The organism is Paraflavitalea soli (assembly GCF_003555545.1).
GTDB classification, from domain to species: domain Bacteria; phylum Bacteroidota; class Bacteroidia; order Chitinophagales; family Chitinophagaceae; genus Paraflavitalea; species Paraflavitalea soli.
In genome coordinates this window covers 5,301,137-5,314,191 of record NZ_CP032157.1, presented here as the reverse complement: position 1 = coordinate 5,314,191, position 13,055 = coordinate 5,301,137, and the positions used below count along the sequence as shown (strand labels likewise).

Annotated in this window: 14 protein-coding genes; 9 read left to right on the top strand and 5 right to left on the bottom strand. The window is 47.7% G+C overall.

Annotation, left to right across the window (positions count from 1 at the left end; translation table 11 throughout):
* The first annotated feature begins 45 nt into the window (after positions 1-45).
* The 5 genes from porV to D3H65_RS19865 all read left to right on the top strand — a co-directional run bounded on the left by porV (position 46) and on the right by D3H65_RS19865 (position 4,618).
* Positions 46-1,242, top strand: coding sequence for a type IX secretion system outer membrane channel protein PorV (gene porV / locus D3H65_RS19885; protein ID WP_119051986.1), 1,197 nt, complete (start codon positions 46-48; stop codon positions 1,240-1,242).
* Positions 1,243-1,400: 158 nt separating this feature from the next.
* Positions 1,401-1,877 (top strand): 2-C-methyl-D-erythritol 2,4-cyclodiphosphate synthase, encoded by a 477-nt coding sequence (ispF, locus tag D3H65_RS19880; protein ID WP_119051985.1) that lies wholly within the window; start codon positions 1,401-1,403, stop codon positions 1,875-1,877.
* An 18-nt stretch (positions 1,878-1,895) separates the two neighbouring features.
* Positions 1,896-2,339 carry a dUTP diphosphatase gene (gene dut, locus D3H65_RS19875; RefSeq protein WP_119051984.1) on the top strand — a complete coding sequence of 148 codons (444 nt, stop codon included), beginning with the start codon at positions 1,896-1,898 and terminating at the stop codon, positions 2,337-2,339.
* Positions 2,340-2,366: 27 nt separating this feature from the next.
* The gene (locus D3H65_RS19870; RefSeq protein WP_119051983.1) at positions 2,367-3,200 is read left to right on the top strand and encodes a DUF4292 domain-containing protein; all 834 of its coding nucleotides are present in this window, start codon (positions 2,367-2,369) and stop codon (positions 3,198-3,200) included.
* Positions 3,201-3,295: 95 nt separating this feature from the next.
* Positions 3,296-4,618: a murein hydrolase activator EnvC family protein gene (locus tag D3H65_RS19865; protein ID WP_119051982.1), complete on the top strand. Its 1,323-nt coding sequence runs from the start codon at positions 3,296-3,298 to the stop codon at positions 4,616-4,618.
* Positions 4,619-4,670: 52 nt separating this feature from the next.
* Here the strand turns inward: D3H65_RS19865 and bshA are convergent, their stop codons facing one another.
* Positions 4,671-5,789, bottom strand: a complete 1,119-nt coding sequence (gene bshA / locus D3H65_RS19860) for an N-acetyl-alpha-D-glucosaminyl L-malate synthase BshA (protein WP_119051981.1) — start codon at positions 5,787-5,789, stop codon at positions 4,671-4,673.
* A 75-nt stretch (positions 5,790-5,864) separates the two neighbouring features.
* Here bshA and D3H65_RS19855 point away from each other — a divergent pair, with 75 nt between their 5' ends.
* Positions 5,865-7,232 carry a M20/M25/M40 family metallo-hydrolase gene (locus D3H65_RS19855; protein ID WP_119051980.1) on the top strand — a complete coding sequence of 456 codons (1,368 nt, stop codon included), beginning with the start codon at positions 5,865-5,867 and terminating at the stop codon, positions 7,230-7,232.
* Between the two features lies 1 nt (position 7,233).
* Positions 7,234-7,623 (top strand): hypothetical protein, encoded by a 390-nt coding sequence (locus D3H65_RS19850; protein ID WP_119051979.1) that lies wholly within the window; start codon positions 7,234-7,236, stop codon positions 7,621-7,623.
* A gap of 71 nt (positions 7,624-7,694) precedes the next feature.
* On the opposite strand, the gene D3H65_RS19845 is transcribed toward D3H65_RS19850, so the two are convergent.
* Together D3H65_RS19845 and D3H65_RS19840 are read right to left on the bottom strand one after the other, a co-directional pair.
* Positions 7,695-8,417, bottom strand: a complete 723-nt coding sequence (locus D3H65_RS19845) for an SAM-dependent methyltransferase (RefSeq protein WP_119051978.1) — start codon at positions 8,415-8,417, stop codon at positions 7,695-7,697.
* A 98-nt stretch (positions 8,418-8,515) separates the two neighbouring features.
* Positions 8,516-9,277: an EI24 domain-containing protein gene (locus D3H65_RS19840; RefSeq protein ID WP_119051977.1), complete on the bottom strand. Its 762-nt coding sequence runs from the start codon at positions 9,275-9,277 to the stop codon at positions 8,516-8,518.
* Between the two features lie 92 nt (positions 9,278-9,369).
* Between D3H65_RS19840 and D3H65_RS19835 the strand changes: the two genes are divergently transcribed.
* Positions 9,370-9,990 (top strand): DNA-3-methyladenine glycosylase, encoded by a 621-nt coding sequence (locus D3H65_RS19835; protein ID WP_119051976.1) that lies wholly within the window; start codon positions 9,370-9,372, stop codon positions 9,988-9,990.
* 74 nt (positions 9,991-10,064) lie between these two features.
* Here the strand turns inward: D3H65_RS19835 and D3H65_RS19830 are convergent, their stop codons facing one another.
* Both D3H65_RS19830 and upp read right to left on the bottom strand, forming a co-directional pair.
* Positions 10,065-11,090 carry a PorP/SprF family type IX secretion system membrane protein gene (locus D3H65_RS19830; RefSeq protein ID WP_245999540.1) on the bottom strand — a complete coding sequence of 342 codons (1,026 nt, stop codon included), beginning with the start codon at positions 11,088-11,090 and terminating at the stop codon, positions 10,065-10,067.
* 66 nt (positions 11,091-11,156) lie between these two features.
* Complete coding sequence (gene upp / locus D3H65_RS19825) at positions 11,157-11,807, bottom strand: uracil phosphoribosyltransferase (RefSeq protein ID WP_119051974.1); 651 nt, start codon at positions 11,805-11,807, stop codon at positions 11,157-11,159.
* 58 nt (positions 11,808-11,865) lie between these two features.
* Here upp and D3H65_RS19820 point away from each other — a divergent pair, with 58 nt between their 5' ends.
* Entirely contained in the window at positions 11,866-13,008 is a 1,143-nt protein-coding gene (locus D3H65_RS19820) for an anhydro-N-acetylmuramic acid kinase (protein WP_119051973.1), read from the top strand.
* Positions 13,009-13,055 lie beyond the last annotated feature (47 nt).

The following is a 13,055-nucleotide window of genomic DNA, read 5'->3' as shown; positions in this document are numbered from 1 at the left end:
ATTTGCTGTCGGCGAAATTCCTTAAAACAAGACAAATACTCATGTATGAAACGAAAGACCTTTAAACTGACTGCTGCTTTAATGTTAATGGCGGGGTTGAATTCTTTGACTGCTCAGGATACACAGCCCATCAATGTGGTCACTACGGCTGTTCCCTTCTTACGGATATCCCCTGATGCAAGGGCCGGTGGTATGGGTGATCTTGGTGTAGCTACCTCTCCTGATGCTAATTCTGCCTTCTGGAATCTCGCTAAAACACCCTTTGCCCAGAAAAATTTTAGTGTTGGCCTCACGTATACTCCCTGGTTAAAAGACCTTGGACTGAATGATGTATACCTGTTGGCTTTAGCCGGTTATTATAAGCTGGATGAATTTCAGGCCATATCTGCTTCCGTCAGGTACTTTAGCCTTGGTAATATTCAATTTACCAACCCCAATGGTGATTATTGGGGCGATGGCCGTCCACGTGAGTTTGGTGTGGATGTTGGTTATTCCCGTAAATTATCAGATAAGATCGGTCTTGGTATAGCATTACGTTATATCAATTCCAATCTGGCTGCAGGCGCCCCTTCTACAGGTACCGCTTATAAAGCAGGTAGCACAGTAGCCGGTGATCTTTCTTTTTACTATAATGGTGTTCGTGAGTCAGGTAATGGCTGGGCATTCGGCGCTGTGCTAAGTAACCTGGGTGGCAAAGTTGGTTATACCAATGATGCACAACAAAGGGATTATATTCCTGCTAACCTGAGCCTCGGTACTACCTATACAGCTGCGATCGATGAGACCAATAAGATCCAGTTTGGTGTTGACATCCACAAACTGTTGGTACCTACACCACCTCAATTTAGCAATACAGGTAATTCCAATTATGATGATAGCGTAAATACTATCCTCGTTGCTAAATACAGAGATAAGGGCGCCGTTGGCAGCTGGTTCAGTTCTTTTGGCGATGCACCCGGTGGTTTCAGTGAAGAGCTGAAAGAGTTCCAGGTATCCTTGGGAGCTGAATATAGCTACAATGACCAGTTCTTTGTACGGGCAGGTTATTTTTATGAAGATAAGGATAAGGGTAACCGCAAATATTTCACAGTGGGCCTGGGCCTTAAATACAACGTATTTGGTCTTAACTTCTCTTACCTGGTACCTTCAGGTTCTGGTGTAAATAGAAATCCATTGTCTAATACCCTTCGTTTTGGATTGGTATTTGACCTGGATAATAGTGGCAGTACCACAGGCAATTAAGCGCAGCTGCTATTTATTGAATATATTTGAAGCGCTCCGGACTCCGGAGCGCTTTTTTATTGCGACAATGGAAAGGCCGGGGCAGCGGTTTGGCACAGAATGTTGAACCATAACCTTCGGGCATTATCAATTTTTCAAATTAACTAATCCTCAAATTCATGTTCCGTATAGGTTTTGGCATAGATTTTCATCAGTTGGTTGAGGGCAGGCAATTATGGATAGGTGGTGTAAACATTCCCCATCACAAGGGCGCCCTGGGGCATAGTGATGCTGATGTATTGCTGCATGCTATCTGTGATGCACTGCTGGGTGCATTGGCATTGGGAGATATTGGTATTCATTTTCCCAATACCGATCTGGCCTATAAGGATATTGACAGCAAGATCCTGCTCCAACATACCTATACCCTGATCAAAGCAAAAAATTACAAAGTAGTAAATGTGGATTCTTCCATATGCCTGGAAGCACCCAAGATCAAGAAGTATTCGGGGGAAATGCGCAAGGTGATAGCAGCCATCCTTGAAATTACAGAAGAGGATGTTTCTGTAAAAGCCACCACCACCGAACAGATGGGATTTGTGGGGCGGGAAGAGGGATTGGTGGCCTATGCCAATGTACTGCTGCAAAAATCCTAAATCCTTTACCTTTGCGCCATGCCAAAAATTCAAGTAAAGATTATCAATCAATCGTCCAATCCTTTACCCGAATACAGTACAGCCGGGTCGGCTGGTATGGACCTGCGGGCCAACCTGGAAGCGCCCATAGTACTTCAATCCCTTGAGCGTTCTTTAATTCCCACCGGTCTGTTCATCGAACTGCCCGATGGTTATGAAGCGCAGGTGAGACCACGCAGCGGGCTTGCCATCAAACAAGGCCTTACCTGCTTAAATTCGCCTGGCACCATTGATGCTGATTACCGGGGTGAGGTCAAGGTTATCCTGATCAACCTGTCGCACGAGCCACAAACCATTCAGCATGGCGACCGCATTGCCCAAATGGTGGTGCACAGCGTGGGCCAGGTAGCCTGGGTGCCCGTAACTGAGATCGGCGTGACAGAGCGTAATGCCGGCGGTTTTGGTCACACCGGTAAGTCCTGATAACCTGTTTTCTGAACTATATATAATATGACATATATCAAATGGTTAGGGCTGTTGGCCGTGCTGATTGTAGCCATCCAGGCGAGTAGTTGCCGGTCTACCAGGAAGATCCAGACCGCAATTACCAAAAAGGATACTACCGTAGTAGTAGTGGTGCCGGAAGTAGACAGAAAGGTCGATTCTACCAAATACATACAGCAGGTTTTCCAGGCTGTTCAAAACAACCGCATCAGCAATTTCCGCTCCATGACGGCCAAAGTGAAAGTAGATTATAAAGGAGCTGACGGCAAGAAACTCGATTTTACCGCCAATGTGAGGCTGCAGAAGGATAGCGCTATCTGGATCATTGTCAACACCATTATTGGAGAAGCGCTAAGGGCCATGGTGACAAAGGATAGTGTGAAAGTGCTGTACAAAATGGACAAGCTCGTTCAACTGCGGTCTATCGAATACCTCCAGGAGGTCACCAAGATCCCCTTCTCTTTTAAGGAAATGCAGGACCTGTTTATGGGCAATCCCATATACCTGGATAGCAATATTGTATCTTATAAAAACGAAGAAAAGACCATTTCCCTGATGAGCGTAGGTGCTCTTTTCAAGCATTTTCTTACTGTATTCAGGAACGATTATGCCCCCCAGCACAGCAAGCTGGACGATGTGGATGTGATAAGGGCCCGTACCTGTGATATCACTTATGGCGATTATGAGGCTAAGAATGGGATCAATTTTGCCAAATACCGCAAGATCGTGGTATCTGAAAAATCGAAGCTCGAGGTAGAGCTCCAATTCAAGCAGTTTGATTTTATTAACGAACAATTAAGCTTTCCGTTCCCTATTCCGAAAAATTATAAACGTCAATAAACGTTATAGATATACAATCTTTAGGCATCCCCGGGCGTTGCTGTATAGATTGTAGCCTGGTATAACCGCTTTTTTAACGTGTAAAAAGTTCCGACATGCTCAAAACACTATTTTCCTGTTTCCTGATCCTCGCTTTTTCCGGCTCCCTGCTGGCACAAACCAGTGATGACCTGAAAAAGAAACAGGCTGATATTCAACGTGAAATAGATGAATTGAAGCAGTCTTTGAACGATACGAAGAAAAATAAAAAAGCCGGTCTGGGTCAGTTATCCCTCATTACAAAAAAGTTGCGCCTTCGCGAGCAGGCCATCAACAACATCAATGATCAGATCAATGTGATCCAGAACAATATCAGCCAGTCGCGCAACGAGATCACCCGCCTGAAGCAGGAACTCGATACCTTGAAGACCCAGTACGAAAAAAGCGTGGTATATGCCTATAAGAACCGCAGCAACTATGACTTCCTGAACTTCATATTCTCTGCCGCCAGTTTCAACGATGCATTGAAGCGGATCGAGTACCTGAAGTCCTACCGCCAGTATCGCGAACAGCAGGCTACTTCTATTAAAAACACCCAGTTGTTGCTGCAGGGAAAGATCACCGGGCTGGAAACTACCCAAAAGCGCAAAAGCGATGCCCTGGTAGAACAGCAAAAGGAAAAAGTAGTGCTGGTGGAAGAACGTAAAGAAAAAGATGAGATCGTAAATAAGCTGAAGACCCGCGAGCGGGAATTGACCAAAGAGCTTACCGATAAGCAACGGGCAGATAAAAAACTGCGCGACGGTATCATGGCAGCTATCCGCCGGGAGGCCGATAAAGCACGGGCTGAAGCAAAACGCCGGGAAAAAGAAGAGGCTGCCGCAGCAGCAGCTGCTGCTAAGAAAGCAGCTGCCAACCCCGCTACTACCAGTCCCAACCCCAATACTACCGCAGCTAACAATACGCCTGCCAAACCAGCGCCCGTCAAATCAAAAAGCGTGTTTGATGCTACACCGGAAGGTGAGTTGATCTCCGATAATTTTGAAAAGAACCGTGGTAAACTGCCCTGGCCAGTAGACAAAGGCCAGATCAAGATCCATTTTGGTCCTTACCGGATTGCTGAGTTGAAAATTACCGGCAATAATCCGGGCCTTACCCTCGAAACAGAAGAGGGGGCGGCAGTAAAAGCTGTATTTGACGGAGAAGTTATTTCCGTATTCGAAGTAGATGGCAGCAGTGCTGTATTTGTGCGACACGGTAAATACTTTACTACTTATAGCAACCTCAATTCCGTGACAGTGGGCAGGAACCAACAGGTAAAAGCCGGCCAGGTGCTGGGTAAAGCAGCTTCCAATAGCGAAGGAAATGGGGAGATCGAATTTGTGTTAATGCAGGATACCCGCAACCTCGATCCCGAGCCCTGGATCAGGAGACGATGATATTTAACCCCGCCCGCAGCGGGGTTTTTCTTTGTAAGGAACGTTCAGCGATCTACAGAAACCGATTGTATAAGGCCTCATACTGAGGTACGATCCTGTCAATATCGAACAGGCGGGCATGGGCTGCCGCATTGAGTTTAAACTGCTGTAATTTCTCAGCGTCTGATAAGAGTTCTATCGCATACCTGCCCATGGTGTTTACGTCTCCCACATTAGCCAGGTAGCCCGTTTGTCCATGTACATTGATCTCCGGCAAACCACCCGCATTCGTAGAAATGACCGGCACACCCGCTGCCATGGCTTCCAGCGCTGCCAGGCCAAAGCTTTCATAGTCGGAAGTAAGCAGGAACAGATCGGCAATCGCCAATATATCTTCCATCTGTTCTTGTTTTCCTACAAACCGCGTTTCATCGCAGATGCCCAGTTCACGGCATAGGCTCTCCGCAGCCGGACGTTCCGGGCCATCCCCTACAAACAATAATTTGCTGGGCACTTTCTTTACCGTTTCAGCAAATATCAATACCACATCCTGCACACGCTTTAACTTCCGGAAGTTAGAGGCATGCAGTAAGATCTTCTCTCCATTGGGAGCAATCACCCGACGGAATGCATCGATCGGTTTTTTATTGAACCGTTTTACATCCACAAAGTTCTGGATCACCTCTATTTCCTTACCGATCTTGAAGTTCTTATACGTTTCATCGCGCAGGTTATTGGATACTGCAGTGATCGCATCACTTTCATTGATGGAAAAAGTAACTACCGGCGCAAAGGTCTTGTCTTTACCCACCAGCGTAATATCTGTACCGTGCAGCGTGGTGACCACCGGTATCTTCTTTCCCTGCTTCTCCAGGATCATCTTGGCCATATAAGCCGCAGAAGCATGGGGAACGGCATAATGCACATGCAGCAGGTCAATATTGCTGTTCACGATCACATCGACCATGGTGCTTGCCAGCGCTGTTTCATAGGGGGGATAATCAAATAACGGATAGTGCGGTACCCTCACTTCGTGGTAGAATATATTAGCATTGAACTCACTCAATCTCACCGGTTGCTGGTACGTAATAAAGTGTACCTGGTGGCCTTTATCTGCCAGGGCTTTCCCCAGTTCTGTTGCCAGTACACCACTACCACCGAACGTTGGATAACAAACAATACCAATACGCATACGCTGCTTTAATTATTTGAGGCTGTGAAGGTAAATGAATTAGTTTGGAATTAACTTTAGCCCAAATTAACACCTATGATCCGTAGAATGTTCACTTGCTGCTTATTGGCAGCCGCTTTACCAGTCCTGGCCCAACAGGAGGACTCCCTCCGGATACGCGCCATAGCCGATGAGATACTGGAAAATGGAAAAGCATATGAAAGCCTGCGTGTGCTCACCAAGCAGGTAGGCGCCCGCCTGGCAGGTTCTCCCGGTATGTACAAAGCCGAAGCCTGGGGAAAGAAGACCCTGGAGCAATCGGGTGCCGATAAAGTGTGGTTGCAGGAGTGTATGGTACCCCATTGGGTACGCGGAGGAAAAGACCAGGCTTATGCGAGTGCCCCGGCTAAGAACATGCCCCTGGACATCCTTGCCCTGGGTGGCTCTGTAGGTACAGGCGCCAAAGGCGTGAAAGCTCCTGTGATCCTCATCAACAACTTTGATGAACTGGAACAGCGCAAAGAGGAGATCAGCGGTAAGATCGTTTTTTACAATTATAAGTTCAACAATAAACTGGTAAAGACTTTCCTGGCCTATGGCGATGCCGGTAAATACCGCGGCCAGGGTCCCAGCCGGGCGGCAAAATATGGCGCAGTGGCCGTATTGGTCCGTTCCATGAGCAATGCCGCCGACAACAACCCCCATACCGGCGGTACCAATTACAATGATTCTTTTCCGAAGATCCCTGCTGCCGCACTGGGCTTGATAGATGCCGATAGACTGGCCTCCCTCATCGGCGCCAATAAAAATACCAGTGTGTTTATAAAAACCATGGCCAAAATGCTGCCCGATACCGTGGGCCACAATGTGATCGGCGAATGGAAGGGCACTGAATTTCCCGAACAGATCATTACCATAGGCGGGCACCTTGATTCCTGGGACCCTGCAGAAGGCGCCCATGATGACGGCGCCGGCTGTGTGCAATCCATCGAGGTATTGCGCGCCCTCAAGGCTATCGGGTATAGACCCAAACGTACTATCCGCATCGTCTTATTTGCCAACGAGGAAAATGGCTTGCGGGGTGGTACTAAATATGCGGAAGAGGCCAAAGCAAAAGGAGAGCAGCATTATTTCGCCCTCGAAAGCGATGCCGGTGGATTCACACCCCGGGGATTTGGTTTTACCGTCTCCGCCGACCAATTGACCAAAATACGCCAGTGGGCGCCCCTCTTTACACCCTATGGTGTACATGAGCTGAACATGGGTGGCGGTGGCGCTGATATCGGTCCGTTGAACAGAACCTTCCAAACACCACTGGCGGGATTACAGCCCGACTCACAGCGGTATTTTGATATCCACCATGCCCGGAGTGATGTTTTTGAAGCCGTCAACAAAAGGGAGTTGGAACTGGGTGCTGTCAATATGGCCGCATTGATCTATCTTGTTGATAAATACGGATTATAATATGAAAGCAAAGCATTACATCATCCTGAGTTTGCTGCTTATATTCGTTGGTTTTGTTTACTTCCGCTTTTATTGGGTATTTGCTGAAGGTACCAAAGCTGGCATCCTCAATACCTTTCAGAAGAAAGGATATATATTCAAAACCTATGAAGGGAAAATTATTCAAAGCGGCTTTAAGGTCAACGTGCAGAGTAATGAATTTGAGTTTAGCGTACTGAGTGAATCCGTAGCCAAAACCTTGCTGGAGAATTCCGGCAAAGATGTGGAACTACATTATAAAAGCTATTTTGGCGCCCTGCCCTGGCGCGGCATGCAGAAGTTTATTGTAGACAGTGTATATGAGGTTAGAGGCACCAATGGAGAAACCATCTTAAGTCCCAAGAGCAAATAGACAAAAAGGGCGGTTGACGAAGTCAACCGCCCTTTTGTTCCAACGTATTGAAGGCTGTATTCTTCTGTATTCTACGCTCTTCCTTCTCCCAGCAGGCAAAACACCGTAGGCCGTTTATGAAGGTCAGGTATACTTTTCTTCCAATCACCAATCGTTTTGGTTTGAATAAACTCCGTGTCAGCCGTAAGGTCCGCCGCTATGCATAAGCGCGTAGTGGGCTGGCAGGCTTTGAGCAAAGCCTCCAGTAGCTGGTTATTGCGATAAGGCGTTTCTATAAACAATTGCGTACACTGCTTGCGCGAAGATTCAGCTTCCAGATCCCGGATCGTCTTGATGCGATGTCCCGTATCGATGGGTAAATAGCCTACAAATTGAAACTGCTGGCCATTCATACCGCTGCCCATGAGCGCCAGCAGGATGGCGCTGGGCCCTGTGAGCGGTTTTACCCTGGCTTGCATGGCATGCGCTACCCCAGCCAGTATTTGGCCTGGATCGGCCACACCCGGACAGCCGGCTTCACTGATAATGCCAATATTTTTGCCTTCCTTCAGAACCTTTCTGAACTGCGAACGAACCGCTTCTTCCGCTTTATGGATAGTGACCCATTGATAATCATCGATCACCATTTCTTTCCAAAGCACCTTCAGGTAACGACGGGCGCTTCGTTCATTTTCTACAAAAAATACCTGGCATTCTTTTACAGCTGACAGCACATAGGCCGGAATGGTCTCTGTGGCCGTTTCATGTAAAAATGAAGGTATCAGGTATACTGTAGGAGATGTTGTAGCATTCATGTGGCCGCAAAATTAATGTAAAATCAGGTCCTTACCGTATTGGGCTGTTTGCTGCACCGGCAGAACCCGAAACACAAAACTCCAAACCCGAAACCAGTTTAGACTTCCTTATTCTGATAGTATAAACTAATTGTAGCTGCTATTACAGCATAGGCGGGCGCCAGCACCCATCCTACCATCGGCACCAGGTGCATCAGGTAAAATACCATACCATTGCCTATGGCCAGCCCTTTGTGTTTGCCAATGAATTCAATGCTTTGTATAGGGGATAATTTGTGGCGTTCACAACTATAATCGAGCATCGAGAAGCCATAATAATAACATTCTACAAAAAGAACGATCACCGGCACCACCCAGCCTACTACCGGAAAAAAGGACAGGATCAGTAAGAAGATCGAGTATACCGTTTGCCAGAGCGTATTACGCAGCGCCAGTTTAATGCCCCGGACTATATCCTTCATTAATTGCGGCCAGCTAAAAGGGAAGTCCTTGCCCGATAAAATGGCTTCTGTTTTCTCGCTCAGGTAGGCAAACAAGGGAGAACCAATGATCAGGAACAGGTATTTAAAAAGCGAGAAATAAAACATGACCAGGATGAGGCGCACCATGATCTCACCCATCATAAAAATGAAGCTCAGGAAACCGCTTTCCTGCCGGTGCAGCCAGCGGTCAATACCCACACTATGCGTCACATAGGTAACAGCGGCACCCGATGAGGTCCAGAAAAAATACATACCCACTATAAAAAGGAGCGTATACAGGATGCCCGGTATAATGATCCATTTCCACAAATTGTGTTTGGAGATGAACCTGTGAGCTCTCGAATAGGACTGAATCGCTATTACTATTTCTTTCAGCAAGTTTTATAAATTTGATGTGCCCGGGGCTGTGACTCACAGGATAAGGAACGCTTGTGCAGTCAAACTTAACAAATATATCTATTGAATAATCAATGAAAAAACTGGAGCAGCATTTTTATAACCGTGCCGATGTGCTGAAAATAGCCCGGGAACTCCTCGGAAAGGTGATTGTTACCACTTTTCAAGGCCAATTTACCTCGGGGCGTATTGTAGAAACCGAAGCCTATGCCGGAGAAGTAGACAGGGCTTCCCATGCCTGGGGTGGGCGGCGCACCAACCGTACAGAGGTCATGTATGGTCTGGGTGGCACCGCTTATGTATACCTGTGTTATGGCATTCACCAGATGTTCAATGTAGTGACCAACCAGCAGGGCATTCCCCATGCTATCCTTATAAGGGCAGTTGAACCGTTAGAGGGTATTGAGATCATGTTGCAACGTACCGGCAAAAAGAAATTGGACAACACCCTCACCAAAGGTCCCGGTAATGTGGGCAAAGCATTGGGCTTTTTCACCCGCCACACCGGCCTTTCCCTACTGGGTGATGAGTTGTTCATAGCCGATGATCAATTTCGGGTAAAGAAAGGTGATATCCTGGCCACACCTCGTATTGGTGTGGATTATGCCGGTGATGATGCAGCCTTACCCTATCGTTTTATCATTCAGGGCAATCCCTATGTCAGTGGGAAAAAAATAAGCCTTGTAAAGAAGTAGCGATTAGCCTGTTTGTCTGCCAGGCAACAATGGAGACCATTTTCAAATTTTCAGATCCTCATATTATCACATTACTAGAACCTCGGACAGGGAATGCCTTTATTGCCGGGAGGGCGATTGATGTAGATGAGCGATATTTCAATACCTCCGCGACTTTGCGAGGCTGTTTTAAGACTGGAAATGTTCACATCATAAGAGGCGCCTAAACGGAAGCCGCCAAATTCAAGACCCACATAAGGGATCACCGCATCATTTACATTATTGAAGCGCGTCCAGAGTCCTGCATAGAAGTTAGTGGGATTTTCTTCATCCCCGTTCACATTGAATCCCGCAGCGCCGCCCAATACGATATTGTTGGCAGCTGCCTGGCGGCTGAATAAGGAACTGAGGTAAATCGTCTTGCTACGGTCACCCAAGGGAATAGCGCCGCCTGCATGTACCGTAATGCGCGGATTGAGCGTATAATAAATACCTGTAAAACTTTCCTGTGGCTTGTTAACATGATAAGCAGATACCCCCAGGTAGAAGTTGTTGTAGCCATCAGTAGAGCCGTTGTACAAGGCCCCCAGGCTAAAGTCAAAATAATTAACGTTGATCACCTGGTTGTCGATCATTTCACCACTTTGATTCGTCCAGCCTCCCAGTGAGTCCAGCTCATTTTCAAAGTTGAGTTTCGTGCCATCCAGTCGTTTGTTCGTATAAGTACCCTGAAACCCGATGCCGATCTGGTGCAGGCCATCTTCGTCCAGGCCTTTATGATAAGCCGTGGTAATACCAATAGAGTTCGTAGTCAGTATGCCATTGGCTGTTCTATCCGTCATCGCCATCACCCCTACGCCCCAGGTATCCAGCTCCGATAAACGGTTCCGCATGATCGGCGCATCGAAAGAAGCAGTGGAGGTAATAAAGGCATTGCTGATAGCAGGCCATTGGTCACGATAGTTGCCAGCTACGCGGAAGTTGCCATTGAATTTGCCCGTGAGAGCAGGGTTCAGAGAAAGCGGCGAAACAAAAAATTGGGAAAAATTGGGATCCTGCGCTGTAACAGTAGCAGTTTTCAGCATCAGGCAAATAGCCATCAGTATAAATAAATTCCTCATCCGCATGGTTGGTACTAACTAAGTACGTCCAAAGTACAACAAAAAGAGCGAATGTCCATGTAATTTTTACATTTGGACTTTTACCCCAAAGGCCAGGTCCCCTGCATCTCCCAGCCCGGGAACGATATACCCCTTGGCCGTGAGTTCTTCATCGATGGCGCCGCACCATAGTTTTACATTGGGCTCACTGCGCAGTACATATTCAATGCCTACCGTACAGGCGATGGCTACTACAATATGGATTTCCCGCGGGTGCCCTTCTTCCCGTAAGTATTGGATCGTTTTCACCAGCGAGGAGCCCGTTGCCAGCATAGGATCAGAAATGATCACTACCCGGTTTTCAAGTTCCGGGCACGAAACATATTCTAAACTAATTTCAAATGACCCGTCCCGCTGGTGTTTCCGGTAGGCAGAAATAAAGGCATTGTCCGCTTTATCAAAATAATTCAACAGCCCCTGGTGCAGCGGCAACCCCGCCCGCAGGATCGTAGCCAGTACCGGCTGTTCCTTTAATACATCACATACCGAAATGCCCAGCGGCGTTTGCACCTCTTTCTCTTCATAGTCAAGCACTTTACTGATCTCATAGGCCGCTATCTCCCCAATTCGCTCCAGGTTTCGGCGGAAACGCATCCGGTCCGTCTGTATCTGTACATCGCGCAGCTCGCTCACCCATTGAGACACCAGCGAACATTGGTCACTTAAATTGATCACCATGCTTTAAGTTTGCCAACAAAACTATAACCTACCATCTGAAATCTGAAATATAAAAATTATGGTATATCGTGTCATCGGACTCATGAGCGGCAGTTCCCTGGATGGGCTGGATATTGCATTTGTTGAATTTCATGAGCAGGCCGGAGCCTGGACCTACGAAATAAAAGCTACTGAATGTTATGCTTATAGTCCCGAATGGATAGAGCGGTTAAAAAAAGCCACTTCCCTTAATGCACTGGACTACCAGTTGTTGCATACCGCCTATGGCCATTATACCGGCCAGCTGGTAAATGCCTTTATTGAAGAATATGGGCTGGATTACCAGGTACAGCTCATCGCATCCCATGGGCATACCACCTTCCATGTGCCGGCACAAAAAATGACTGCCCAGTTGGGCGATGGCGCTGCCATAGCTGCCGTTACCGGCATCAATGTGGTGAGCGACCTCCGCGCAATGGACCTGGCCCTTGGCGGTCATGGTGCCCCCATTGTGCCTATTGGCGAGAAGCTCCTCCTCAAAGATTACCCCCTGTTTCTCAATATTGGCGGTATTGCCAACGTATCGTGCAACCTCACCAATAATTATATCGCATTCGATGTATGCCCGGCCAACCGGGTGCTCAATATGCTGGCCAATAAAGCAGGTAAACCGTATGATGAAGGCGGACAGATGGCTGCCGGCGGCGCCCTGCAGCCCGAATTATTAAAAACCCTCAATTCCCTGGAGTACTACCAGCTCCCCGCGCCCAAGTCCCTGGCCAATGACTTTGGTACCGATGTGGTATTTCCCCTCGTTACCGGTTCCCGGTTCAGTACAAAAGATACCTGGATACAGGACAGCCTGCGCACCTATGTAGAACATATTGCTATCCAGGTGAAGAAAGCGTTGGAGCCAGTAGCCGCTCCCAACTCTCTACTCCCAACACCCGACCCCGGGCTCTCCACTCCCCACTCCCGACTCCTCATCACCGGTGGCGGATCGCACAATACTTTCCTGGTGCAGCGGTTGACAGCCTTGCTCAGCGACATCAACATATCTGTAGTTGTACCGGATAAACAGCTGGCCGACTTTAAGGAAGCCATCATCATGGGCCTGATAGGTGTATTGCGCTGGCGCGAAGAGAACAACGTACTGGCATCCGTTACCGGCTCCCTGCGCAATAGTATCGGAGGCGCCGTTTGGATTGGACAAGAGGCTTAACATTACCCGTGCCATCGGCGCTCAAACATTTCGTATATTGTAGCGGT

Bases quoted from the DNA above. Each gene is read 5' to 3' on its own strand.
- D3H65_RS19870 (WP_119051983.1), top strand. From the start codon at position 2,367: ATGACATATATCAAATGGTTAGGGCTGTTGGCCGTGCTGATTGTAGCC.
- D3H65_RS19850 (WP_119051979.1), top strand. From the start codon at position 7,234: ATGAAAGCAAAGCATTACATCATCCTGAGTTTGCTGCTTATATTCGTT.
- D3H65_RS19835 (WP_119051976.1), top strand. From the start codon at position 9,370: ATGAAAAAACTGGAGCAGCATTTTTATAACCGTGCCGATGTGCTGAAA.
- ispF (WP_119051985.1), top strand. From the start codon at position 1,401: ATGTTCCGTATAGGTTTTGGCATAGATTTTCATCAGTTGGTTGAGGGC.
- D3H65_RS19855 (WP_119051980.1), top strand. From the start codon at position 5,865: ATGATCCGTAGAATGTTCACTTGCTGCTTATTGGCAGCCGCTTTACCA.
- dut (WP_119051984.1), top strand. From the start codon at position 1,896: ATGCCAAAAATTCAAGTAAAGATTATCAATCAATCGTCCAATCCTTTA.
- D3H65_RS19820 (WP_119051973.1), top strand. From the start codon at position 11,866: ATGGTATATCGTGTCATCGGACTCATGAGCGGCAGTTCCCTGGATGGG.
- porV (WP_119051986.1), top strand. From the start codon at position 46: ATGAAACGAAAGACCTTTAAACTGACTGCTGCTTTAATGTTAATGGCG.
- bshA (WP_119051981.1), bottom strand. From the start codon at position 5,789: ATGCGTATTGGTATTGTTTGTTATCCAACGTTCGGTGGTAGTGGTGTA.
- D3H65_RS19830 (WP_245999540.1), bottom strand. From the start codon at position 11,090: ATGAGGAATTTATTTATACTGATGGCTATTTGCCTGATGCTGAAAACT.
- D3H65_RS19845 (WP_119051978.1), bottom strand. From the start codon at position 8,417: ATGAATGCTACAACATCTCCTACAGTATACCTGATACCTTCATTTTTA.
- D3H65_RS19865 (WP_119051982.1), top strand. From the start codon at position 3,296: ATGCTCAAAACACTATTTTCCTGTTTCCTGATCCTCGCTTTTTCCGGC.
- upp (WP_119051974.1), bottom strand. From the start codon at position 11,807: ATGGTGATCAATTTAAGTGACCAATGTTCGCTGGTGTCTCAATGGGTG.